Here is a 16,937-nt window from a genome sequence, read left to right on the forward strand (position 1 = left end):
ACGATCCGCTGAGTCCTCGCCCGCTGCGGAGGTGTAGATGTTCCTCACCCGTCACGAGCAAGAACGGCTGATGGTCCATGTCGCGGCCGATCTGGCGTGGCGCCGACGTGAGCGCGGGCTGCGGCTCAACCACCCGGAGGCGGTCGCCGTGATCACGGCGTTCCTGCTGGAGAGCGCCCGGGACGGGCGTACCGTCGCCGAGCTGATGGAAGCCGGGCGGACCGTGCTCGGTCGCGACGACGTACTCGACGGTGTTCCGGAGATGATCGCGGAGGTGCAGGTGGAGGCGACGTTCCCGGACGGTACCAAGCTGGTGACCGTACACGAGCCGATTCCGTGACGGGGGCGGGCGTGATCCCCGGCGAACTGCTGCCCGGTACGGGCGACGTGACGATCAACCCCGGCCGACCCGTCCGCACCCTGGCCGTCGTGAACACCGGGGACCGGCCGGTCCAGGTCGGCTCGCACTACCACTTCGCCGAGGCGAACCCGGCGCTGGAGTTCGACCGGGCGGCGGCCTGGGGGCACCGGCTCGGCGTACCGGCCGGCACGTCCGTCCGGTTCGAGCCGGGCATCGGCCGGGACGTCGACCTGGTGCCGCTCGGCGGCGCCCGGATCGTCCCCGGACTGCGCGGCGAGTGCGCCGGCCCACTCGACCGGACCGACCCGCCCGAGCCCGGTGCTGCCGCCTCGGACCCCGCCGGGGAGGTGTCGTGAGCACCCTGGACCGGCGCCGGTACGCCGCCCTGTACGGCCCCACCGTCGGCGACCGGATACGGCTCGCCGACACCAACCTGCTGATCGAGGTCGAACAGGACCACTGCGGGTACGGCGACGAGGCGGTCTTCGGCGGCGGCAAGGTGATCCGCGAGTCGATGGGCCAGTCCCTGGTCACCCGCGCCGACGGCGCCCCGGACACGGTGATCACCGGCGCGCTGGTGCTGGACCACTGGGGCGTGGTCAAGGCCGACCTCGGCATCCGGGACGGCCGGATCGTCGCGCTCGGCAAGGCCGGCAACCCGGACACCATGGACGGGGTCCACCCCGAGCTGGTGATCGGACCGGGCACGGAGATCATCTCCGGCAACGGCAGGATCCTCACCGCCGGTGCGATCGACAGCCACGTACACCTGATCTGCCCGCAGATCCTGGAAACCGCGCTGGCCAGCGGGATCACCACGATCATCGGCGGCGGTACCGGCCCGGCCGAGGGGACCAAGGCGACCACGGTCACCCCGAACCCCTGGTATCTGGGGCGGATGCTGGAGGCGCTCGACCCCTGGCCGGTCAACGTCCTGCTGCTCGGCAAGGGCAACACGGTCAGCGAGGAGTCGCTCTGGGAGCAGTTGCGCGGCGGGGCGGGCGGCTTCAAGCTGCACGAGGACTGGGGCACCACACCGGCCGCGATCGACACCTGCCTGCGGGTCGCCGACGCCTCCGGCGTGCAGGTCGCGATCCACACCGACACGCTGAACGAGGCCGGCTTCGTCGAGGACACCCTGCGGGCGATCGGCGGGCGGTCGATCCACGCGTACCACACCGAGGGGGCGGGCGGCGGGCACGCGCCGGACATCATCACCGTCGCCGGAGCGGCGAACGTACTCCCGTCGTCGACCAATCCGACCCGGCCGTACACCCGGAACACCCTCGACGAGCACCTCGACATGCTGATGGTCTGCCACCATCTCAACCCGACCGTGCCGGAGGACCTGGCGTTCGCGGAGAGCCGGATCCGGCCGAGCACCATGGCCGCCGAGGACGTGCTGCACGACCTCGGCGCGATCTCGATGATCGGCTCGGACTCCCAGGCGATGGGACGGGTCGGCGAGGTGATCCTGCGTACCTGGCAGACCGCGCACGTGATGAAGGCCCGGCGCGGCGCGCTCCCCGGTGACGGCGCCGCCGACAACCTGCGGGCCCGCCGGTACGTCGCCAAGTACACGATCTGCCCCGCCGTCGCGCACGGCATCGACGGCGAGGTGGGGTCGGTCGAGCCGGGCAAGCTCGCCGACCTGGTGCTCTGGGATCCGGCCTTCTTCGGGGTACGCCCGCACCTGGTGCTCAAGGGCGGCATGATCGCGCTCGGCCAGATGGGCGACGCCAACGCCTCGATCCCGACCCCGCAGCCGATGCTGCCCCGGCCGATGTTCGGCGCGTACGGCGCGGCGCCCGCCGCGACCAGCCTCGCCTTCGTGGCCCCGGCCGCCATCGACGCGCTGCTCGGCGACCGGATCGGCATCCGCCGGGCGTTGGCACCGGTGGCCGACACCCGCTCCAGGGGCAAGGCCGACCTGCCGGGCAACGACGCCCTGCCGCGCATCGAGGTCGAGCCGGACACCTTCACGGTACGCATCGACGGCGCGGTCGTGGAGCCGGAGCCTGCGGTCGAGCTGCCGATGGCCCAGCGCTACTTCCTCTTCTGAAGGTTGACCGCCGTGACCGGACTCGCCACCCTGCTGGTGCTCGCCGACGGCCGGCTGCCCGCCGGCGGCCACGCCCACTCGGGTGGGCTGGAGGCGGCGGTGACCAGCGGCCGGCTCCGCGACCTGGCCGGGCTGACCGCCTTCCTGCACGGCCGGCTCGCCGGCACCGGCCGGGTCGCCGCGGCCTTCGCGGCGGCCGCCTGCGCCGCCGCGAAGGCCGACGACATCGCGAGGACCGACGCGCTCGACCAGGGGATGGACGCCCGGACCCCGTCTCCGGCGCTGCGCCGGGCCTCCCGGGCGCAGGGTCGGGCGCTGCTCCGGGCCGGCCGGGCGATGTGGCCGGTCGATCCGGTGATCCGGAATCCACACCATCCGGTGGCTCTCGGCGTGGTGGCTGCCGCCGCCGGACTCTCCCCGGCCGAGGCGGCGGTCACCGGGGCGTACGGGACGGTCAGCGGGCCGGCCAGCGCCGCCGTACGGCTGCTCGGCCTGGACCCGTACGCCGTACACGCCCTGCTCGCCGGGTTGGCCGGCGTCTGCGACCGGCTGGCCGCGCTGGCCGTGGCCGGGGCGGACGATCCGGTCGACCGGCTGCCCGCCGACTCCACCCCGCTGCTGGAGATCGGCGCCGAGGTTCACGCGAGCTGGGAGGTGCGTCTCTTTGCATCCTGACCGACCCGACCACGGAACCGGCCCGCACAGACACCCGGACGGCGGGGCACCGCACCAGCACCCCGACGGCGAGGTGCCGCACCGGCACCCGGACCCGGAGGTCGACCCCCATCCGCCGGTGGACCGGCCGGGCGGCTCCGTACCGGTCCGGGTCGGCATCGGCGGCCCGGTCGGCTCGGGCAAGACCGCACTGGTCGCCGCGCTGTGCCGGACCCTCGCCGACGAGCTGCGGCTGGCCGTGGTCACCAACGACATCTACACCACCGAGGACGCCGACTTCCTGCTCCGCAACGGCGTACTGCCGGCGGAGCGGATCCGGGCGGTGGAGACCGGCTGCTGTCCGCACACCGCGATCCGGGACGACATCTCGGCCAACCTGGACGCGGTGGAGGAACTGGAGGCCCTGCTGGGGCCGCTGGACCTGGTCCTGGTGGAGAGCGGTGGGGACAACCTCACCGCCACCTTCAGCCGGGGACTGGTGGACCGGCAGATCTTCGTGGTCGACGTGGCCGGCGGGGACAAGGTGCCACGCAAGGGTGGCCCCGGGGTGACCGGTGCGGACCTGCTGGTGGTGAACAAGACCGATCTCGCTCCGCTGGTCGGCGCGGACCTGTCGGTGATGGCCCGGGACGCGGCCGCCCGGCGCGGCGCGCTGCCCACGGTCTTCCTCTCCCTGGTGGAGGATCCGGCCGCGACGGCGGTCGCCGACTGGATCCGGACGCTGCTGCCGGCACCGGCGGTACCGGTGGACGACCACCCGGAACACCGGGGCTGATGCGGGCACTGGCCCGGATCGTCGCCGAGGCCGACCCGCTGCGGGGGACCCGGCTGACCGTGCTGCGCGGCGAACCGCCGCTGCTGCCCCGGCGGACCGGACCGGTCGGCCCGGCGGGTCCCGGGCGCGAGGTCCAACTGCACCTCGTCGGCGGGGCGGCCGGCCCGCTCGGCGGCGACCGGCTGCGGATCGAGATCGAGGTCGGGCCGGGAGCGCGGCTCTGCGTACGGAGTGTGGCCGCGTCGCTGGCGCTGCCGGCGCGGGACGGTGCCGAGTCCCGGCTCGTCGTACAGGCCCGGGTGGCGGCCGGTGGACGGCTGCGCTGGCTGCCCGAGCCGCTGATCGGGGCGGCCGGCTGTGCACACCGGACCACCTGCGTCGTCGAGCTGGCCGAAGGGGCGGCGCTGTGCTGGCGCGAGGAACTGGTCTGCGGCCGGCACGCCGAGCCGGTCGGCGACGTACGGCTGGAGATGACGGCGCGGTACGGCGGTCGTACCCTGCTCCGCAACGATCTCGCGGTCGGACCCGGCGCCGCCGGCTGGTCCGGCCCGGCGGTGCTCGGCGGCGCCCGGGCGGTGGGCTCGGTGCTGATGGTCGACCCGGCCTGGACCGGATCTCCGCCACCCGGGCCGGCCGGCTACGACTCGGCGGTGCCACCCGGACCGAACGCGCCGGACCGGGCCGGGCCGTCGGGTGGGGCAGCGCCGGGGCCGGCGGCCGGTACGGCCGGGCCGGTACGGCCGGAGCCGGCGGTGGCGGCGGCGGTGCTGCCGCTGGCCGGTGGGCCGGCCGTGCTGGTCAGTGCGGTCGGCGCGGACGCACGCGCGGTCCGGACCCGGCTCGACCGGGCACTCGGCTGGCCAGCCGGCCGGCCCTAGCCGACCACCGAGTCAGTTCCGCCCGGGCTGACGCCCTGGCCGACCGGCCGACTCCGAAGGCAGCGCGGAGATCAGCCGCACCGCGCGCCGGGACGATGCCAGCGAATCGGAGTCGGCCAATCCCCTCGGCCTCCAGCGGTCGCCGGAGGGGACGGCGGGAGCGGCGAGCAGAGCGGCATATCGACACGTACCCGAGCATGCTGTCACGTAGGGTGACGACATGCCTGCGGTGCCCTGGTGGGCGGTCTTCTCGGCGGCAGCGCTCCCGATGCTGCTGGTGATCGGATGGACCACCGCAGCCGTGCGGCAACCGCCCGGGTACGACCCGTGGGCGGACACCGTCAGCTCGCTCTCCTCGTACGGGATGCTCGACCGGCAGATCCTGGTCGGCTGCCTCGCCGGGCTCGGGGTGGCCCACCTGGTCACCGCGATCGGTCTGCGCCCGGTCCGCACCGCCGCCCGAGTGCTCTACGGCAGCGGCGGGGCGGCCACGATCCTGGTGGCGGCGGTGCCGAAGACCGACTCCCAGACGCCCCGGGTGCACGGGGTCGCCGCCGTGGTCGCCTTCGTGGCGCTGGCGGCCTGGCCGGCGGTGGCTGCCCTGCCGGTCCCCTGGCGCGACCGGAAGAGGCACCGGCCGGGCGCGTCCCGGCACGACCGGCCGGGCGCCGACGCTCCGCGCCGCTCTCCCGTGGACCAGGCGGCGGACCGATCCGGCCGTCACCATGGCCGCGGCGCACGCGGCGAGCCACCCGCAAGGGCTCGGCCGGCTCGCCAACCCGCTCGGCCGTGGGTGCTGCGTCCGGCGGCCGGCGGCGCGGCCTCGCTGGTGATGCTCGGCTTCGGGCTGTGGTTGGCACTGCAACTGCCCGACGGCGGCTGGGCGGGGTTGGCCGAACGGCTGATCGCCGGCACCGAGGCAATCTGGCCGCTGGTCGTGGTGTTGACCCTGCTCCGCCGGCCCCGCCGGCGACCGGCGACGGCACCCGGTTGACCGTGATTGCGCTCGACCCCGTCGACGGGAATGAAATGACGGCACCCGACCCGGGACCGGACCCACGTGGGGACGACGACACCCGCCCCGGGACGGCGAGGCCGGTCCCGGTCACGCCGATCGGCGTGACCGGGAGGGCGGGTGCCGGCCGTTCGCCGGACTACCGCCGAGGATCCCGATCACGCCGATCGATCGCCGGCCCGGATCAGCTCAGTAGATGCTCACGCCGTACGCGTTGAGCGCCTCGACCACCGGCTGGAAGAACGTCGTGCCGCCGGTGCTGCAGTTGCCGCTGCCGCCCGAGGTCAGGCCGAGCGCGGTGTTGCCGGCGAAGAGCGGGCCGCCGCTGTCGCCCGGCTGGGCGCAGACGGTGGTCCGGATCAGGCCGGAAACGGTGCCGCTGCCCTGGTAGGTGACGGTGGCGTTCAGTGCGGTCACCCGGCCGCTGCGCAGCCCGGTGGTGCTGCCGCTGCGCTGCACCGACTGGTTGACGGTCGGGTTGGCCGCACCGGTGATGTCCCGGTAGCCGCCGTAGAGGTAGACGTCACCCGGCTGCTGGGCGACACCGCTGGCGTACCGGACGATGCCGTAGTCGTTGCCGGGGAAGCTGCTGCCGGCCCGGGTGCCGATCACCGAACCGCCCGAGCTGGCCGACCAGTTCGCGCCGGCGTTGGTGCAGTGGCCGGCGGTGAGGAAGTAGTAGGTGCTGCCGCTGCGGACGTTGAAGCCCAGCGAGCACCGGCTGCTGCTGGTGTAGATCGCGTTGCCGCCGGAGATGGTGGTGCTCAGCGTGCCGGGGATCGACTGGATCCGGACGGCGCCGCCGAAGCGGGCGGTGACGGCCTTGATCTTGGCCAGCTTGGCACCGGTGACCGTGCTGTCCACGTCGACCGCGACCTGGTTGGTGACCGGGTCGACGTACCACGCGGTGCCGGGGATCCTGGCCGACCGGTCCAACTCGGCGGTGACCTCGGCCAGTTGGGCGGAGCCGCGGGTGACGACCTTGGCGGTCGCCCCGGAGGCCCGGACCTGGCGGGCCGCCGCCTCGTCGGTCACCGTGACGACCATCTTGCCGTCGGCGCCCAGGTACGTCCCGGCGGACCGGGCGCCGAGCCGCTCGGAGAGCGCCGTCGCCGCCTCCGGCGTGGCGACCGGGGCAGCCTGTGCCGGTACGCCGATCAGCATGCCGGCGACGAGGGAGCCGGCCGCGGACGCGATCGCGACAAGGCGGATCGAAGACCTTGTGGGTCGCATGTAGAGCCTCCCAAGGGGGGTTTGGAGGTGTCTGCGCCGAGTTGGCACATCTGATACGAGTATTCAGACATCTAAGATCATGAACAAGATGCCTAACATATCGCCTGCAACAGGGCGTTCGCCTTATGGTCATCTCCGTTGTGGAGACTCAGCTCGGTCTATATGATTCGCCCACTCCCAGCCGGCTCAGGCAACCGCGATCCGGAGGCCGCCCATGTCCGCTCCCCGCCGCACCGCCACCCTCCTGTCCACCCTCCTCGCCGCCGTCGTATCCGTCACCTCGGTCGGGCTGGTCGCCGGCCCGGCGCACGCCGAACCCGGTCCACCGCCCGCCTCGATGGCCAGCCTGGGTGACTCGATCACCCGGGGATTCAACGCCTGCGGCTGGTACGTCGACTGCCCGTCCCGCTCGTTCAGCACCGGCGACGATGCCGGAGTGCACAGCCACTATCTGCGGATCCGTGCGGTGAACCCGGCGATCGGCGGGCGCAACCACAACAACGGTGAGTCCGGTGCGGAATCCGCGGACATGGCCGGCCAGGCCGACGCCGCCGTCTCACAGGGCGTCGGCTACGTGACGATGCTGATCGGCGCGAACGACGCCTGCGCCAGCTCCGAGTCGGGCATGACCCCGGTGAGCACCTTCCGGAGCAACATCGACGCCGCGTTGGGCCGGCTCCGCGCCGGGCTGCCGAACGCCCGGGTGTTCGTGATCAGCGTGCCCGACATCCAGCGGCTCTGGTCGGTCGGCCGGGGCAGCCTCGCCGCCCGTACGGCGTGGTCCCTCTTCAGCATCTGCCAGTCGATGCTGGCCAGCCCGACCTCCACCGCGCAGGCCGACGTGGACCGGCGCAGCCGGGTACGGCAACGGGTGGTCGACTACAACAGCCAGCTCGCCCAGGCCTGCGCCGCGTACGGGTCGAACTGCGTGTTCGACGGCAACGCGGTGTTCAACTATCCGTTCACGCTGGGCCAGTTGTCCGGCTGGGACTACTTCCACCCCAACGCCTCCGGGCAGCAGGTGCTGGCCGAGATCTCGTACGGCGCCGGATTCCGCTGGTAGCAGTCCTCGGGTGGGAAGGGCCGGAGATCGGTCCGGCGCTTCCCGCCCGACTCTCGTCAGCGCCGGCGGCGTGCGCCGGGGCCGGGGCGGGGCAGCACGTCCCGGGGCGAGGTCACCTCGTGACCGTCCGCGCAGCGGAGCACGACCCGCACCTGCGCGGCACAGTCCCGGTGCACCGTGGTCAGCGGCGATCCCTCCGGGTCGGCCAGATAGCGGTCACCCCACTCCAGCACCGCCACCAGCACCGGCCACAGGTCGAGCCCCTTTGTGGTGAGCCGGTACTCGTGCCGCGACCGCGCACCCGGCTCCCGGTACGGCTCGCGGCGTAGCAGACCCTCGTCGACCAGCATGGCCAGCCGGTCGGTGAGCACCTGCCGAGGAATCCCGGTGCGCTGGCGCATGTCGTCGAAGCGCCGGATCCCGTTGAACACCTCGCGCAGCACCACGACGGTCCACCGCTCGCCGAGGATCGCCATCGCCCGCCCGATGGTGCAGTTGTCGACCGACCAGCCCAGCGCCTCCGGTGCCACCATGTGACCTAGGCTAGGTCTCGTTGACAGACCCAGCAACCTCCTGGGAAGCTGCCCTCTGACCGGGCGAAACGGGGCGACGACGTGACCGAGCCCCGCGAGGTCACCAGGCAGCACAGGTTGCCAGGTCATGGCGACGACGAGCGAAGCGAGGAGACGACGTGACCGAGCCCCGCGAGGTCACCAGGCAGCACAGGTTGCCAGGTCATGGCGACGACGAGCGAAGCGAGGAGACGACGTGACCGACACGCGGGCGGGCGAACGCCACCGCACCTTCTCGTGGGCCGATCCGACAGACAGTGCGGCCCAGCTCGGGCGGCGGGCCGGACTCGACCTGCTCCGCGCGATGATCGCCGGCGAGCTGGCCGCGCCGCCGGTCACCGAGCTGATCGGGATGGGTCGGATGACCGCCGAGGAGGGCCGGGTCTCGGTCGAGATGACCGCGCGGGAGTTCCACTACAACCCGCTCGGCACGGTGCACGGCGGGGTGCTGTCGATCCTGCTGGACACCGCCGCCGGCTGCGCCGTGCACACCACGCTGCCGGCCGGGATGGGCTACACGACGATGGATCTCAACGTGAAGTTCCTCCGCCCGGTGACGGTGCAGAGCGGGATGCTGCGCTGCGAGGGCACGGTCATCCAGCGCGGCCGCCGGACCGCCCTCGCCGAGGCGCGGCTCACCGACGGGAGCGGCCGGCTGGTCGCGCACGCCACCTCGTCCTGCCTGCTCTTCGAGACCACCGAGGAGGATGCCGGGCCGGTCGCGACCACGTCCGGCAGCCAGCCCGGCGGCACGCCGGTCGGCTAGTTCGGACCGCCTCCGCCGGCCGACCTATCCGACCCGGTCGGGCGGCGGGCGGTAACCGACAAGTCCGTCCCCGGTCGCCACCACCAGCAGCCCGGGCAGCGCTACGAGATCGGTCACCGGGGCACCCACCTCGATCGTCCGGCCCGGTGTCCCCGGCTCGCCGACGGGCTGCCACCGCAGCACGCTGCCGTCGGCCGCCACCAACCAACTGGTCCGGTCGGCCTGGACGACGGCAAGCGCGCGTACCGGCCGGGTGGCGGTCAGCACGACGACGGGTTCGGGCGGCGGGTCGTCCACCATCGGCGCGACCGGACCGTCGGGCTCGCCGCCGGCCCCGGGCTGCCCGCCACCGGGCCGGCCGGACCGCTTCGACCGGACCAGGTCGGTGACGTCGACGCAGCGGACCTGCCCGTTGCGGCCGGCCCCGAACACCAGGCCGCGCCCGTGGACCGTCCCGGTCGCCACGGCGTACGCGGCACCCCCGTGACCGTCCAGTACCGTCCACCCGGGCGACCCCCAGGCGTCGAGGTCCCAGAGTCGTACGGTGTCGTCCTCGGCGGCGGTCAACCCGACCGGTACCCCGGCCAGCTCGCCGATCGCCACCCCCCGGATCCGGCCGGAGTGCCCGGTCACCGCGCCGTCCCGCCGGCCGGTCGGGATGTCGACCCGGAACAGCGCGGCGCCGTCCGCCACCAGCAGCACCCGGCGGCCGTCCAGCAGCCCCGTGCCGAGCGGCCCGGATGGGGAACCGCCGGCCGCACCCGCCGCGTGCCGCGATTCCGGCCCCGGGCGGCCCGCGGGGTTCCGGCCGAACGGCACCGCGCCGATCGGGTCCCCGGTGCCCGGGTCCCAGAGCGCGACGCCGTCCGGCCCGATCTCGGCCAGCACCGGGTGCTCGCCCGGCACCAGCACTGCCCCGTCCGGGACCCCGTCGAGCGGCAACTCGACCTCGGCCCCGGTCACGGGGTCGAGTCCCCGGACCCGAGACCCGGACAACGCCGCGAGCAGCACCGGCCGCCCCGCCAGCCCGCCGACCGCGAGGCGATGCCCGGAAACGCCCGGCGGCTCCGGCGCCGCGCCGTCCTGGTCGCCGGGCGGCGGGTCGCGCCGGAACGGGTACGGGCGCTCCGGGTCCCAGACCCAGACCAGGCCCGCACCGTCCCCGGTGACCAGCATCGACCGCCCGCCGATCTCGACCGCGATCGTCCGGGTCGGCGCCGCCTCGTACGGGTAGCGGAACGCCTCGCCCAGTTGCCGGCCGGTCTCCGGCAGCCAGGCCCGTACGGTCGCGTCGTCGCCGCTCCACAGCACCGTACGCTCGCCGAGCCGGCCGGCCAGCACGGAGTTGACCTGGCCGGTGTGCCCGGCGAATGCCGGCCCGAGAGGTCGCCGGTCGCGCAGGTCCCAGGCCCGGGCCACCCGCCCGGCGGCGCCGAGCAGGATCGGCCGGCCGTGCCAGTCCGCGAACCCCAGCACGGTCACCAGCCCGGAAACCTCGAAGCCGTACTCGCCGAGCGACTCGACCCGGACGCCGTCGCCGTCGGCCGGCGTCAACTCCAGTCGCCACAGCGACACCCGACCGGCACTGGTACCGACCGCCAACACGGCGGCCTGGCCCGCCTCGGTCGCGGCCAGCACGCTGATCCGCTCGCTCCCGGTCCGCAGCGTGCGCAGCCGGGCACCCCGGTCGGCGCCGAGCGACCAGATCTCCAGGTGCGGCGATCCGCCGGTCAGCACCGCGCAGGGACGGCCGGCCAGCGTGACGGTGGCCAGGGACCGCACGTCGCCGCACCACTGCCGCCAGCGGGACCGGCCGCTGTCGAGGTCGCTCACCTGGAGGTAGCCGGCGCCGGCGCCGGAGACGACCAACTGCTCGCCGTCGATCCGGACGGTCGCGGACGCCCGCGCGTGGGCCCGCTCGTCCACCGCGCCGACCAGTTCACCGTCGGGCAGGTCGAGCACTACCCGGGCCCCGGCATAGCTGGTGACCAGTGCCCGGGGGCGTCCGGTCCGGTCGTCGGTGAAGCCGACCAGCGCGGTGACCCAGGCCGGCACCGGCTGGTACGGCCCGGGTCGCGCCGGCAGCGGTCGCGGTCGCCGGCCGGGCGGCCCCCAGATCCAGCGCGGCAGGCCGGTCCAGGCCGGTTCGCCGGCGGTACGGCGGGCGGACCGCTCCGGCGTACGCCGGCCCGTCCCGTCGGTCATCGGCGGCTCGCCGTCCCGGAATGCCGCCCCTCCGCCGCGGCGACGGACAGCCAAAGGATGGAGAGAGAAAGCAGGAACACGATTGTGGGGATCCCTCGTGGAGGCTCGGCCGGCGCCGGATCAGGTCGAGTGGAATCGAAGGGCGAATCGACCGGAATGAACGACGGAGAAATGATCGGACGACGTCAGCGCATCGACGATCACTTACCGCATCTTAGTCGGGCGGGCATGCCGGCCGGCCCCCGCGAAAGGAGCGGCATGCCCGACACGGGCGGCATGCCCGACACGGATGGCATGCCCGACACGGAACGGCATTGCGCAGCCACGCCGACCGGAGACCCACCCGGATCCGGGACCGGGGTGACCCGATTCCCGGAGCCGGGCCAGATCCCCTAGACCGAGAGCAGTGAGCGCACCGACGGGTCGCGCAGGTCGCCCCGGTCGCCGGACCGGACCACCTCGCCGGCGTCCAGGATCACGAACCGGTCGGCGAGCCGCAGTGCCAGGTCCAGATACTGCTCGACGAGCAGGATGGCAAGCCCGAGTTCACTGTGCAGCCGCTGTACCGCCTCCTCGATCTCCAGGATGATCGACGGCTGGATGCCCTCGGTCGGCTCGTCCAGCAACAGCATCTTCGGCCGGCTGACCAGCGCACGGGCGATGGCGAGCTGCTGCTGTTGCCCGCCGGAGAGAAAGCCGGCCCGGCGCTTGCGCAACGCGGGCAGCGCCGGAAACAGGTCGAGGGCCTCGTCCACCGCGCCCTGGCTGACCTGACCGGCCGCCTCCGCCGCCACCTGGAGGTTTTCCGCGACGGTGAGCTGCGGAAAGGTCTCGTGGCCGGGCGGCACGTAACCGAGTCCCCGACGTACCCGTTCGTGGGTCTTCAGCCCGGTGATGTCCTCCCCGGCGAAGTGCACCCGGCCGCCCCGGACCGGCAGTACGCCCATGATCGCCTTGAGCAGGGTCGTCTTGCCCACGCCGTTGCGCCCCATCACGCAGACCAGGGAGCCGGCCGGCGCTTCCAGGTCCACCCCGAAGAGCACCTGCGCCCGCCCGTACGCCACGTCCAGGCCCTGCACGGTCAGCATCACGACACCTCCTTGACCAGGTCGGCACTCTCCTTGCGGGTCCGGCCGAGATACACCTCCTGCACCCGGGGGTCGGCCTGCACCTCGGCCACCGTCCCCTCGCAGAGCAGCCTGCCCTCGTGCAGCACCGTGACGGTGCTGGCGAACCGGCGCAGGAAGTCCATGTCGTGTTCCACCACGATCACCGTGTGCTCCCTCGCCACCTGCCGGAGCAGCTCGCCGGTGCGGGCCCGCTCGTCCCGGCTCATCCCGGCCACCGGCTCGTCCAGCAGCAGCAGGCTGGGCCGCTGGGCGAGCAGCATGCCGATCTCCAGCCACTGCCGCTGCCCGTGCGAGAGTTCTCCCGCCAGCCGGTCCGCCAACCCGGCCAGCCCGGTGGTCTCCAGCGCCTCCGCCACCTGGTCGGCGATCCCCCGGCGGCGCCGCAGCAGGGTGCCGAGCGGGCGCCGGAACGTCGCCGCCAGATCCAGGTTCTCCAGTACGGTCAACTGCTCGAAGACCACCGACGTCTGGAAGGTACGGCCGATGCCGAGCCGGACGATCTGGTGCTCCCACCGCCCCAGCAGTTCGGCACCGGCGAAGCGTACGGAGCCGGAGGCGGGTCTGGTCAGCCCGGTGATCACGTCGATCAGGGTGGTCTTGCCGGCTCCGTTCGGTCCGATCAGGAAGCGCAGCTCGCCGGTGCTGACGGTGAGATCGAGGTCGGTGATGGCCCGGAAACCGGAGAAGACCACGTTCAGCCCGCGCACCTGCAACAGCTCGGTCATGCCGGCTCCTCCCCCCGGTTGGCGGCCACCGCCGGTACCCCGGCCGCCGGGCGCTCGACCCGCGCGGCCGGGTCGACAGGGCCGGATCCGTTCGCCGCCGCCGTACCCGAGCCGACCGGGGCCGCCACGGCGCGGGGCGGGCGGCGGCGCCGGTGCCGGACGGCGGCCCGGAGGTCGGCGGTGAGCCCGGCGAGCCCGCGCGGCGCCCAGAGCATCACCACCACGAACATCGCGCCCTGGAGGTAGACCCAGTTGTCCGCCGACTCCTCGCTGAAGATGGTCTTGGCGTAGTTGACCAGCAGGGCGCCGCCGACCGCGCCGGCCAGCGAGAACCGGCCGCCGATCGCCACCCCGATCAGCAGCTCGAGCGAGGCGACGATGCCCAGGTTGGCCGGGCTGAGCAGGCCGACCATCGGCACGAAGAGCGCACCGGCGATCCCGGCCATCCCGGCGGAGACGGCGAACGCGATGGTCTTCACCACGGCCGGCTCGTAGCCGAGGAAACGCACCCGGTCCTCGCCGTCCCGGACCGCGACCAGCAGTTGCCCGAAGCGGCTGCGCGAGAGCTGCCAGGCGAGCAGGAACATCGCCCCGAGCACAGCCACCACGACCAGGTAGAGGATCCGCTTGTCGCCCGGCTGGTAGAGGTCGAGGCCGTAGAACATCTGGAAGTTGGTCAGCCCGTTCGTGCCGCCGGTCAGCCCCTGCTGGCCGACCAGCAGGATCACGAACGCGGCGGCCAGCGCCTGGGAGAGCACGGCGAAGTAGGCGCCCCGGACCCGCTGCCGGAAGACCAGCAGGCCGAGCAGGACCGCGACGGTGACCGGCAACACCACCACCATGGCGAGCGCGAAGACCGGGTTGGCGAACGGCCGCCACAGCGCCGGCAGGCTCTCCACCCCGCTCCAGACCATGAAGTCCGGCAGCCCGCCGGGGCCGGCCTCGCGCAGTTTCAGGTGCATGCCCATGGCGTAGCCGCCGAGGCCGAAGAAGACGCCCTGGCCGAGGGTGAGCATGCCGCCCCGGCCCCAGGCCAGGCCGATCCCGACCGCGACGATGGCGTAGCAGAGGTACTTGCCGAGCAGGTCCAGCCGGAACGGCGAGAGCACCGCCGGGGCGACCAGTACCAGCAGCAGGCCGACCGCGACGAAGAGTGCCGGACCGGCCAGCCGCCGCCGGACCGGGCCGGCCGACCCGTCCGGCACGGTCGCCACCGCCCCGGTCACGACAGTGCCCGGGTACGGACGACGAACATCCCCTGCGGGCGGAGCTGGAGGAATGCGATGATCACGGCGAACACCACCACCTTGGCGAAGCTGGCCCCGTTGTCGACCCAGAATTCGACGAAGCTGTTCAGGATGCCGAGGGCGAAGGCGGCGATGACCGCGCCCCGGAGTTGCCCGAGGCCGCCGGCGACGACCACCAGGAACGCGTCCACGATGTAGTTGGTGCCCAGGGTGGGCCCGACCGGGCCGATCAGGGTGAGCGCCACCCCGGCCACCCCGGCCAGGCCGGAGCCGATGAAGAAGGTGAGCTGGTCGACCCGTTCGGTGGCCACCCCGCTGACCGCGGCGAGCTGCCGGTTCTGCATCACCGCGCGCATCCGCCGGCCGTGCCGCAGCCGGGTCAGGTAGAGCCAGATCGCCAGCACGCAGCCGACCGCGAGCATCATGATGAAGACCCGGTTGTACGGCAGCCGCACGCCACCGAGGTCGAGGCCGCCGGTGAGCCAGCCCGGGGCGCGTACCTGCACGTTCGGCGCGCCGAAGATGTCCCGGGCAACCTGTTGCAGGATGAGGCTGATCCCCCAGGTGAGCAGCAGGGTGTCCAGCGGCCTGCCGTAGAAGTGCCGGATCGCCAGCCGTTCGAGGATCAGCCCCAGCACGCCGGCGACGGCGAACGCCACCGGCAGGGCGACCAGCACCGACTGGGTACCGACCAGCGGTTGCAGCAGGTACGCGGTGTACGCGCCGGCCATGATGAACTCGCCGTGGGCCATGTTGATCACGCCCATCTGGCCGAACGTGAAGGTCAGACCGAGGGCGATCAGGAGCAGCACCGCTCCGATGCTCGCCCCGATCACCAGTTGGTTGAGTGTCGCCATGGCGCCGCGCCTCCGTCCCGGCTCGCAGCCGTCAGTCGGTCGTCAGCCGGGCCGGTGCCCGGTGCTCGGTCCTCAGCCGGGCCGGCGCCCGGTGCTCGGTCCTCAGCCGGGCCGGCGCCCGGTAGTCGGTCGCGGTCGGTGCCCGCCGGTCAGGAGAGCCCGGCGGCCCACGGGTACCCCTTCAGGTAGGGGTCCGGCTTGATCGGCTGGCCGGAGTTCCAGACCTCCTTGATCTGGCCGTCCGGCTGCACCAGCCCGATCCGGGCGGTCTTGAAGACGTGCTGGTTCTCGCCGTCGATGGTGACGGTCCCCTCCGGGGTCTCCAGCGCGATCCCGGCCGACGCCTTTTTCACCGCCTCGACGTCCACACTGCCGGCCTTGCGCACCGCCTCCGCCCAGAGGTAGACGGCGTTGTAGCCGGCCTCCATCGGGTCGGAGGTGACCTTGGCGGCGCCGTACTTGGCCTTGAACGCCTGCACGAAGGTGTCGTTCCGGGCCCCGGCGGTGGTCTGGTAGTAGTTCCAGGCGACCAGGTGCCCGGCCACGTTCTCCGGGCCGATCCCGACGACCTCCTCCTCGGCGACGCTGACCGAGACGGTCGGCATCGCCTCGGCGGTGATGCCGCTGCTGCGCAACTGCTTGAAGAAGGCGACGTTGCTGTCCCCGTTGAGGGTGTTGAAGACCGCGTCCGGCCTGGCCTGCTGGAGCTTGTTCACCACCGTGCTGTACTCGGTGTGCCCCAGCGGGGTGTACTCCTCGCCGAGCACGGTCATCCCGTTCGCCGCCGCGTACGCCTTGATGATCTTGTTTGCGGTACGCGGGAAGACGTAGTCGCTGCCGACCAGGAAGATGGTCTTCTTGCCCTGCTCCTTCAGGTAGTCCAGGCCGGGCACGATCTGCTGGTTGGTGGTCGCTCCGGTGTAGAAGATGTACGGCGAACTCTCCAGCCCCTCGTACTGGACCGGATACCAGAGCAGCGCCTTGTTGCGCTCGAAGACCGGCAGCATCGCCTTGCGGCTGGCCGAGGTCCACCCGCCGAAGACGGTGGCGACCCGGTCGGCGGAGATGAGCTTCTGCGCCTTCTCGGCGAAGGTGGGCCAGTCCGAGGCGCCGTCCTCGACGACGGGTTCGAGCTTCTTGCCGAGTACCCCACCGGCCGCGTTGATCTCTTCGATGGCGAGCAGTTCGGCATCCCGTACGGTCACCTCGCTGATCGCCATGGTGCCGCTCAACGAGTGCAGGATGCCGACCTTGATGGTGCTTCCACTGCCAGCTCCCGACGCCGTCGTCGGATCTTCGGCACATCCGGCCGCGGCCAGCACCATCGCCGCCGCGGCCAGCATGACCAGCCGGTTCCGTACGCCTCGTGGCAT

17 protein-coding genes are annotated in these 16,937 nt (G+C 73.0%); 9 read left to right on the forward strand and 8 right to left on the reverse strand.

Annotated features, from left to right (window positions below):
• The first annotated feature begins 37 nt into the window (after positions 1-37).
• From AAH979_RS20420 to AAH979_RS20450, 7 genes are all read left to right on the forward strand, one after another.
• Entirely contained in the window at positions 38-340 is a 303-nt protein-coding gene (locus tag AAH979_RS20420) for an urease subunit gamma (protein WP_278062759.1), read from the forward strand.
• 11 nt (positions 341-351) lie between these two features.
• Entirely contained in the window at positions 352-717 is a 366-nt protein-coding gene (locus AAH979_RS20425; protein ID WP_346259754.1) for an urease subunit beta, read from the forward strand.
• Positions 714-2,423 carry an urease subunit alpha gene (locus AAH979_RS20430; protein WP_346259715.1) on the forward strand — a complete coding sequence of 570 codons (1,710 nt, stop codon included), beginning with the start codon at positions 714-716 and terminating at the stop codon, positions 2,421-2,423. Before AAH979_RS20425 ends, AAH979_RS20430 begins: the two co-directional genes overlap by 4 nt.
• Before the next feature lie 12 nt (positions 2,424-2,435).
• Positions 2,436-3,098, forward strand: coding sequence for an urease accessory UreF family protein (locus AAH979_RS20435; protein WP_346259716.1), 663 nt, complete (start codon positions 2,436-2,438; stop codon positions 3,096-3,098).
• Positions 3,099-3,216: 118 nt separating this feature from the next.
• Positions 3,217-3,873: an urease accessory protein UreG gene (ureG, locus tag AAH979_RS20440; protein WP_346259755.1), complete on the forward strand. Its 657-nt coding sequence runs from the start codon at positions 3,217-3,219 to the stop codon at positions 3,871-3,873.
• The gene (locus AAH979_RS20445) at positions 3,873-4,751 is read left to right on the forward strand and encodes an urease accessory protein UreD (protein WP_346259717.1); all 879 of its coding nucleotides are present in this window, start codon (positions 3,873-3,875) and stop codon (positions 4,749-4,751) included. The genes ureG and AAH979_RS20445 overlap by 1 nt, the downstream gene beginning before the upstream one ends.
• A gap of 220 nt (positions 4,752-4,971) precedes the next feature.
• On the forward strand, positions 4,972-5,745 hold the full coding sequence (locus AAH979_RS20450; protein ID WP_346259718.1) for a DUF998 domain-containing protein: 774 nt from the start codon (positions 4,972-4,974) through the stop codon (positions 5,743-5,745).
• A 210-nt stretch (positions 5,746-5,955) separates the two neighbouring features.
• On the opposite strand, the gene AAH979_RS20455 is transcribed toward AAH979_RS20450, so the two are convergent.
• Positions 5,956-6,999 (reverse strand): S1 family peptidase, encoded by a 1,044-nt coding sequence (locus AAH979_RS20455; protein ID WP_346259719.1) that lies wholly within the window; start codon positions 6,997-6,999, stop codon positions 5,956-5,958.
• Between the two features lie 214 nt (positions 7,000-7,213).
• Between AAH979_RS20455 and AAH979_RS20460 the strand changes: the two genes are divergently transcribed.
• A complete protein-coding gene (locus AAH979_RS20460) occupies positions 7,214-8,062 on the forward strand; it encodes a GDSL-type esterase/lipase family protein (RefSeq protein WP_346259720.1) in 849 nt (282 codons plus the stop codon).
• A gap of 56 nt (positions 8,063-8,118) precedes the next feature.
• Here the strand turns inward: AAH979_RS20460 and AAH979_RS20465 are convergent, their stop codons facing one another.
• Entirely contained in the window at positions 8,119-8,595 is a 477-nt protein-coding gene (locus AAH979_RS20465) for a helix-turn-helix domain-containing protein (RefSeq protein WP_346259721.1), read from the reverse strand.
• Between the two features lie 235 nt (positions 8,596-8,830).
• On the opposite strand from AAH979_RS20465, the gene AAH979_RS20470 reads away from it, so the two are divergent.
• The gene (locus AAH979_RS20470; RefSeq protein WP_346259722.1) at positions 8,831-9,400 is read left to right on the forward strand and encodes a PaaI family thioesterase; all 570 of its coding nucleotides are present in this window, start codon (positions 8,831-8,833) and stop codon (positions 9,398-9,400) included.
• Positions 9,401-9,424: 24 nt separating this feature from the next.
• Here AAH979_RS20470 and AAH979_RS20475 read toward each other — a convergent pair whose 3' ends face one another.
• The 6 genes from AAH979_RS20475 to urtA all read right to left on the reverse strand — a co-directional run bounded on the left by AAH979_RS20475 (position 9,425) and on the right by urtA (position 16,937).
• Entirely contained in the window at positions 9,425-11,605 is a 2,181-nt protein-coding gene (locus AAH979_RS20475; protein WP_346259723.1) for a WD40 repeat domain-containing protein, read from the reverse strand.
• A 392-nt stretch (positions 11,606-11,997) separates the two neighbouring features.
• Positions 11,998-12,693 carry an urea ABC transporter ATP-binding subunit UrtE gene (urtE, locus tag AAH979_RS20480; protein WP_346259756.1) on the reverse strand — a complete coding sequence of 232 codons (696 nt, stop codon included), beginning with the start codon at positions 12,691-12,693 and terminating at the stop codon, positions 11,998-12,000.
• Positions 12,693-13,460 (reverse strand): urea ABC transporter ATP-binding protein UrtD, encoded by a 768-nt coding sequence (urtD, locus tag AAH979_RS20485; RefSeq protein ID WP_346259724.1) that lies wholly within the window; start codon positions 13,458-13,460, stop codon positions 12,693-12,695. The genes urtE and urtD overlap by 1 nt, the downstream gene beginning before the upstream one ends.
• Positions 13,457-14,686, reverse strand: coding sequence for an urea ABC transporter permease subunit UrtC (urtC, locus tag AAH979_RS20490; RefSeq protein ID WP_346259725.1), 1,230 nt, complete (start codon positions 14,684-14,686; stop codon positions 13,457-13,459). The genes urtD and urtC overlap by 4 nt, the downstream gene beginning before the upstream one ends.
• Positions 14,683-15,564: an urea ABC transporter permease subunit UrtB gene (gene urtB, locus AAH979_RS20495; protein ID WP_346259726.1), complete on the reverse strand. Its 882-nt coding sequence runs from the start codon at positions 15,562-15,564 to the stop codon at positions 14,683-14,685. The genes urtC and urtB overlap by 4 nt, the downstream gene beginning before the upstream one ends.
• 149 nt (positions 15,565-15,713) lie before the next feature.
• Positions 15,714-16,937: an urea ABC transporter substrate-binding protein gene (urtA, locus tag AAH979_RS20500; RefSeq protein ID WP_346259727.1), complete on the reverse strand. Its 1,224-nt coding sequence runs from the start codon at positions 16,935-16,937 to the stop codon at positions 15,714-15,716.

This window comes from Plantactinospora sp. ZYX-F-223 (genome assembly GCF_039649625.1).
In the GTDB taxonomy this organism is placed as follows: Bacteria; Actinomycetota; Actinomycetes; order Mycobacteriales; family Micromonosporaceae; genus Plantactinospora.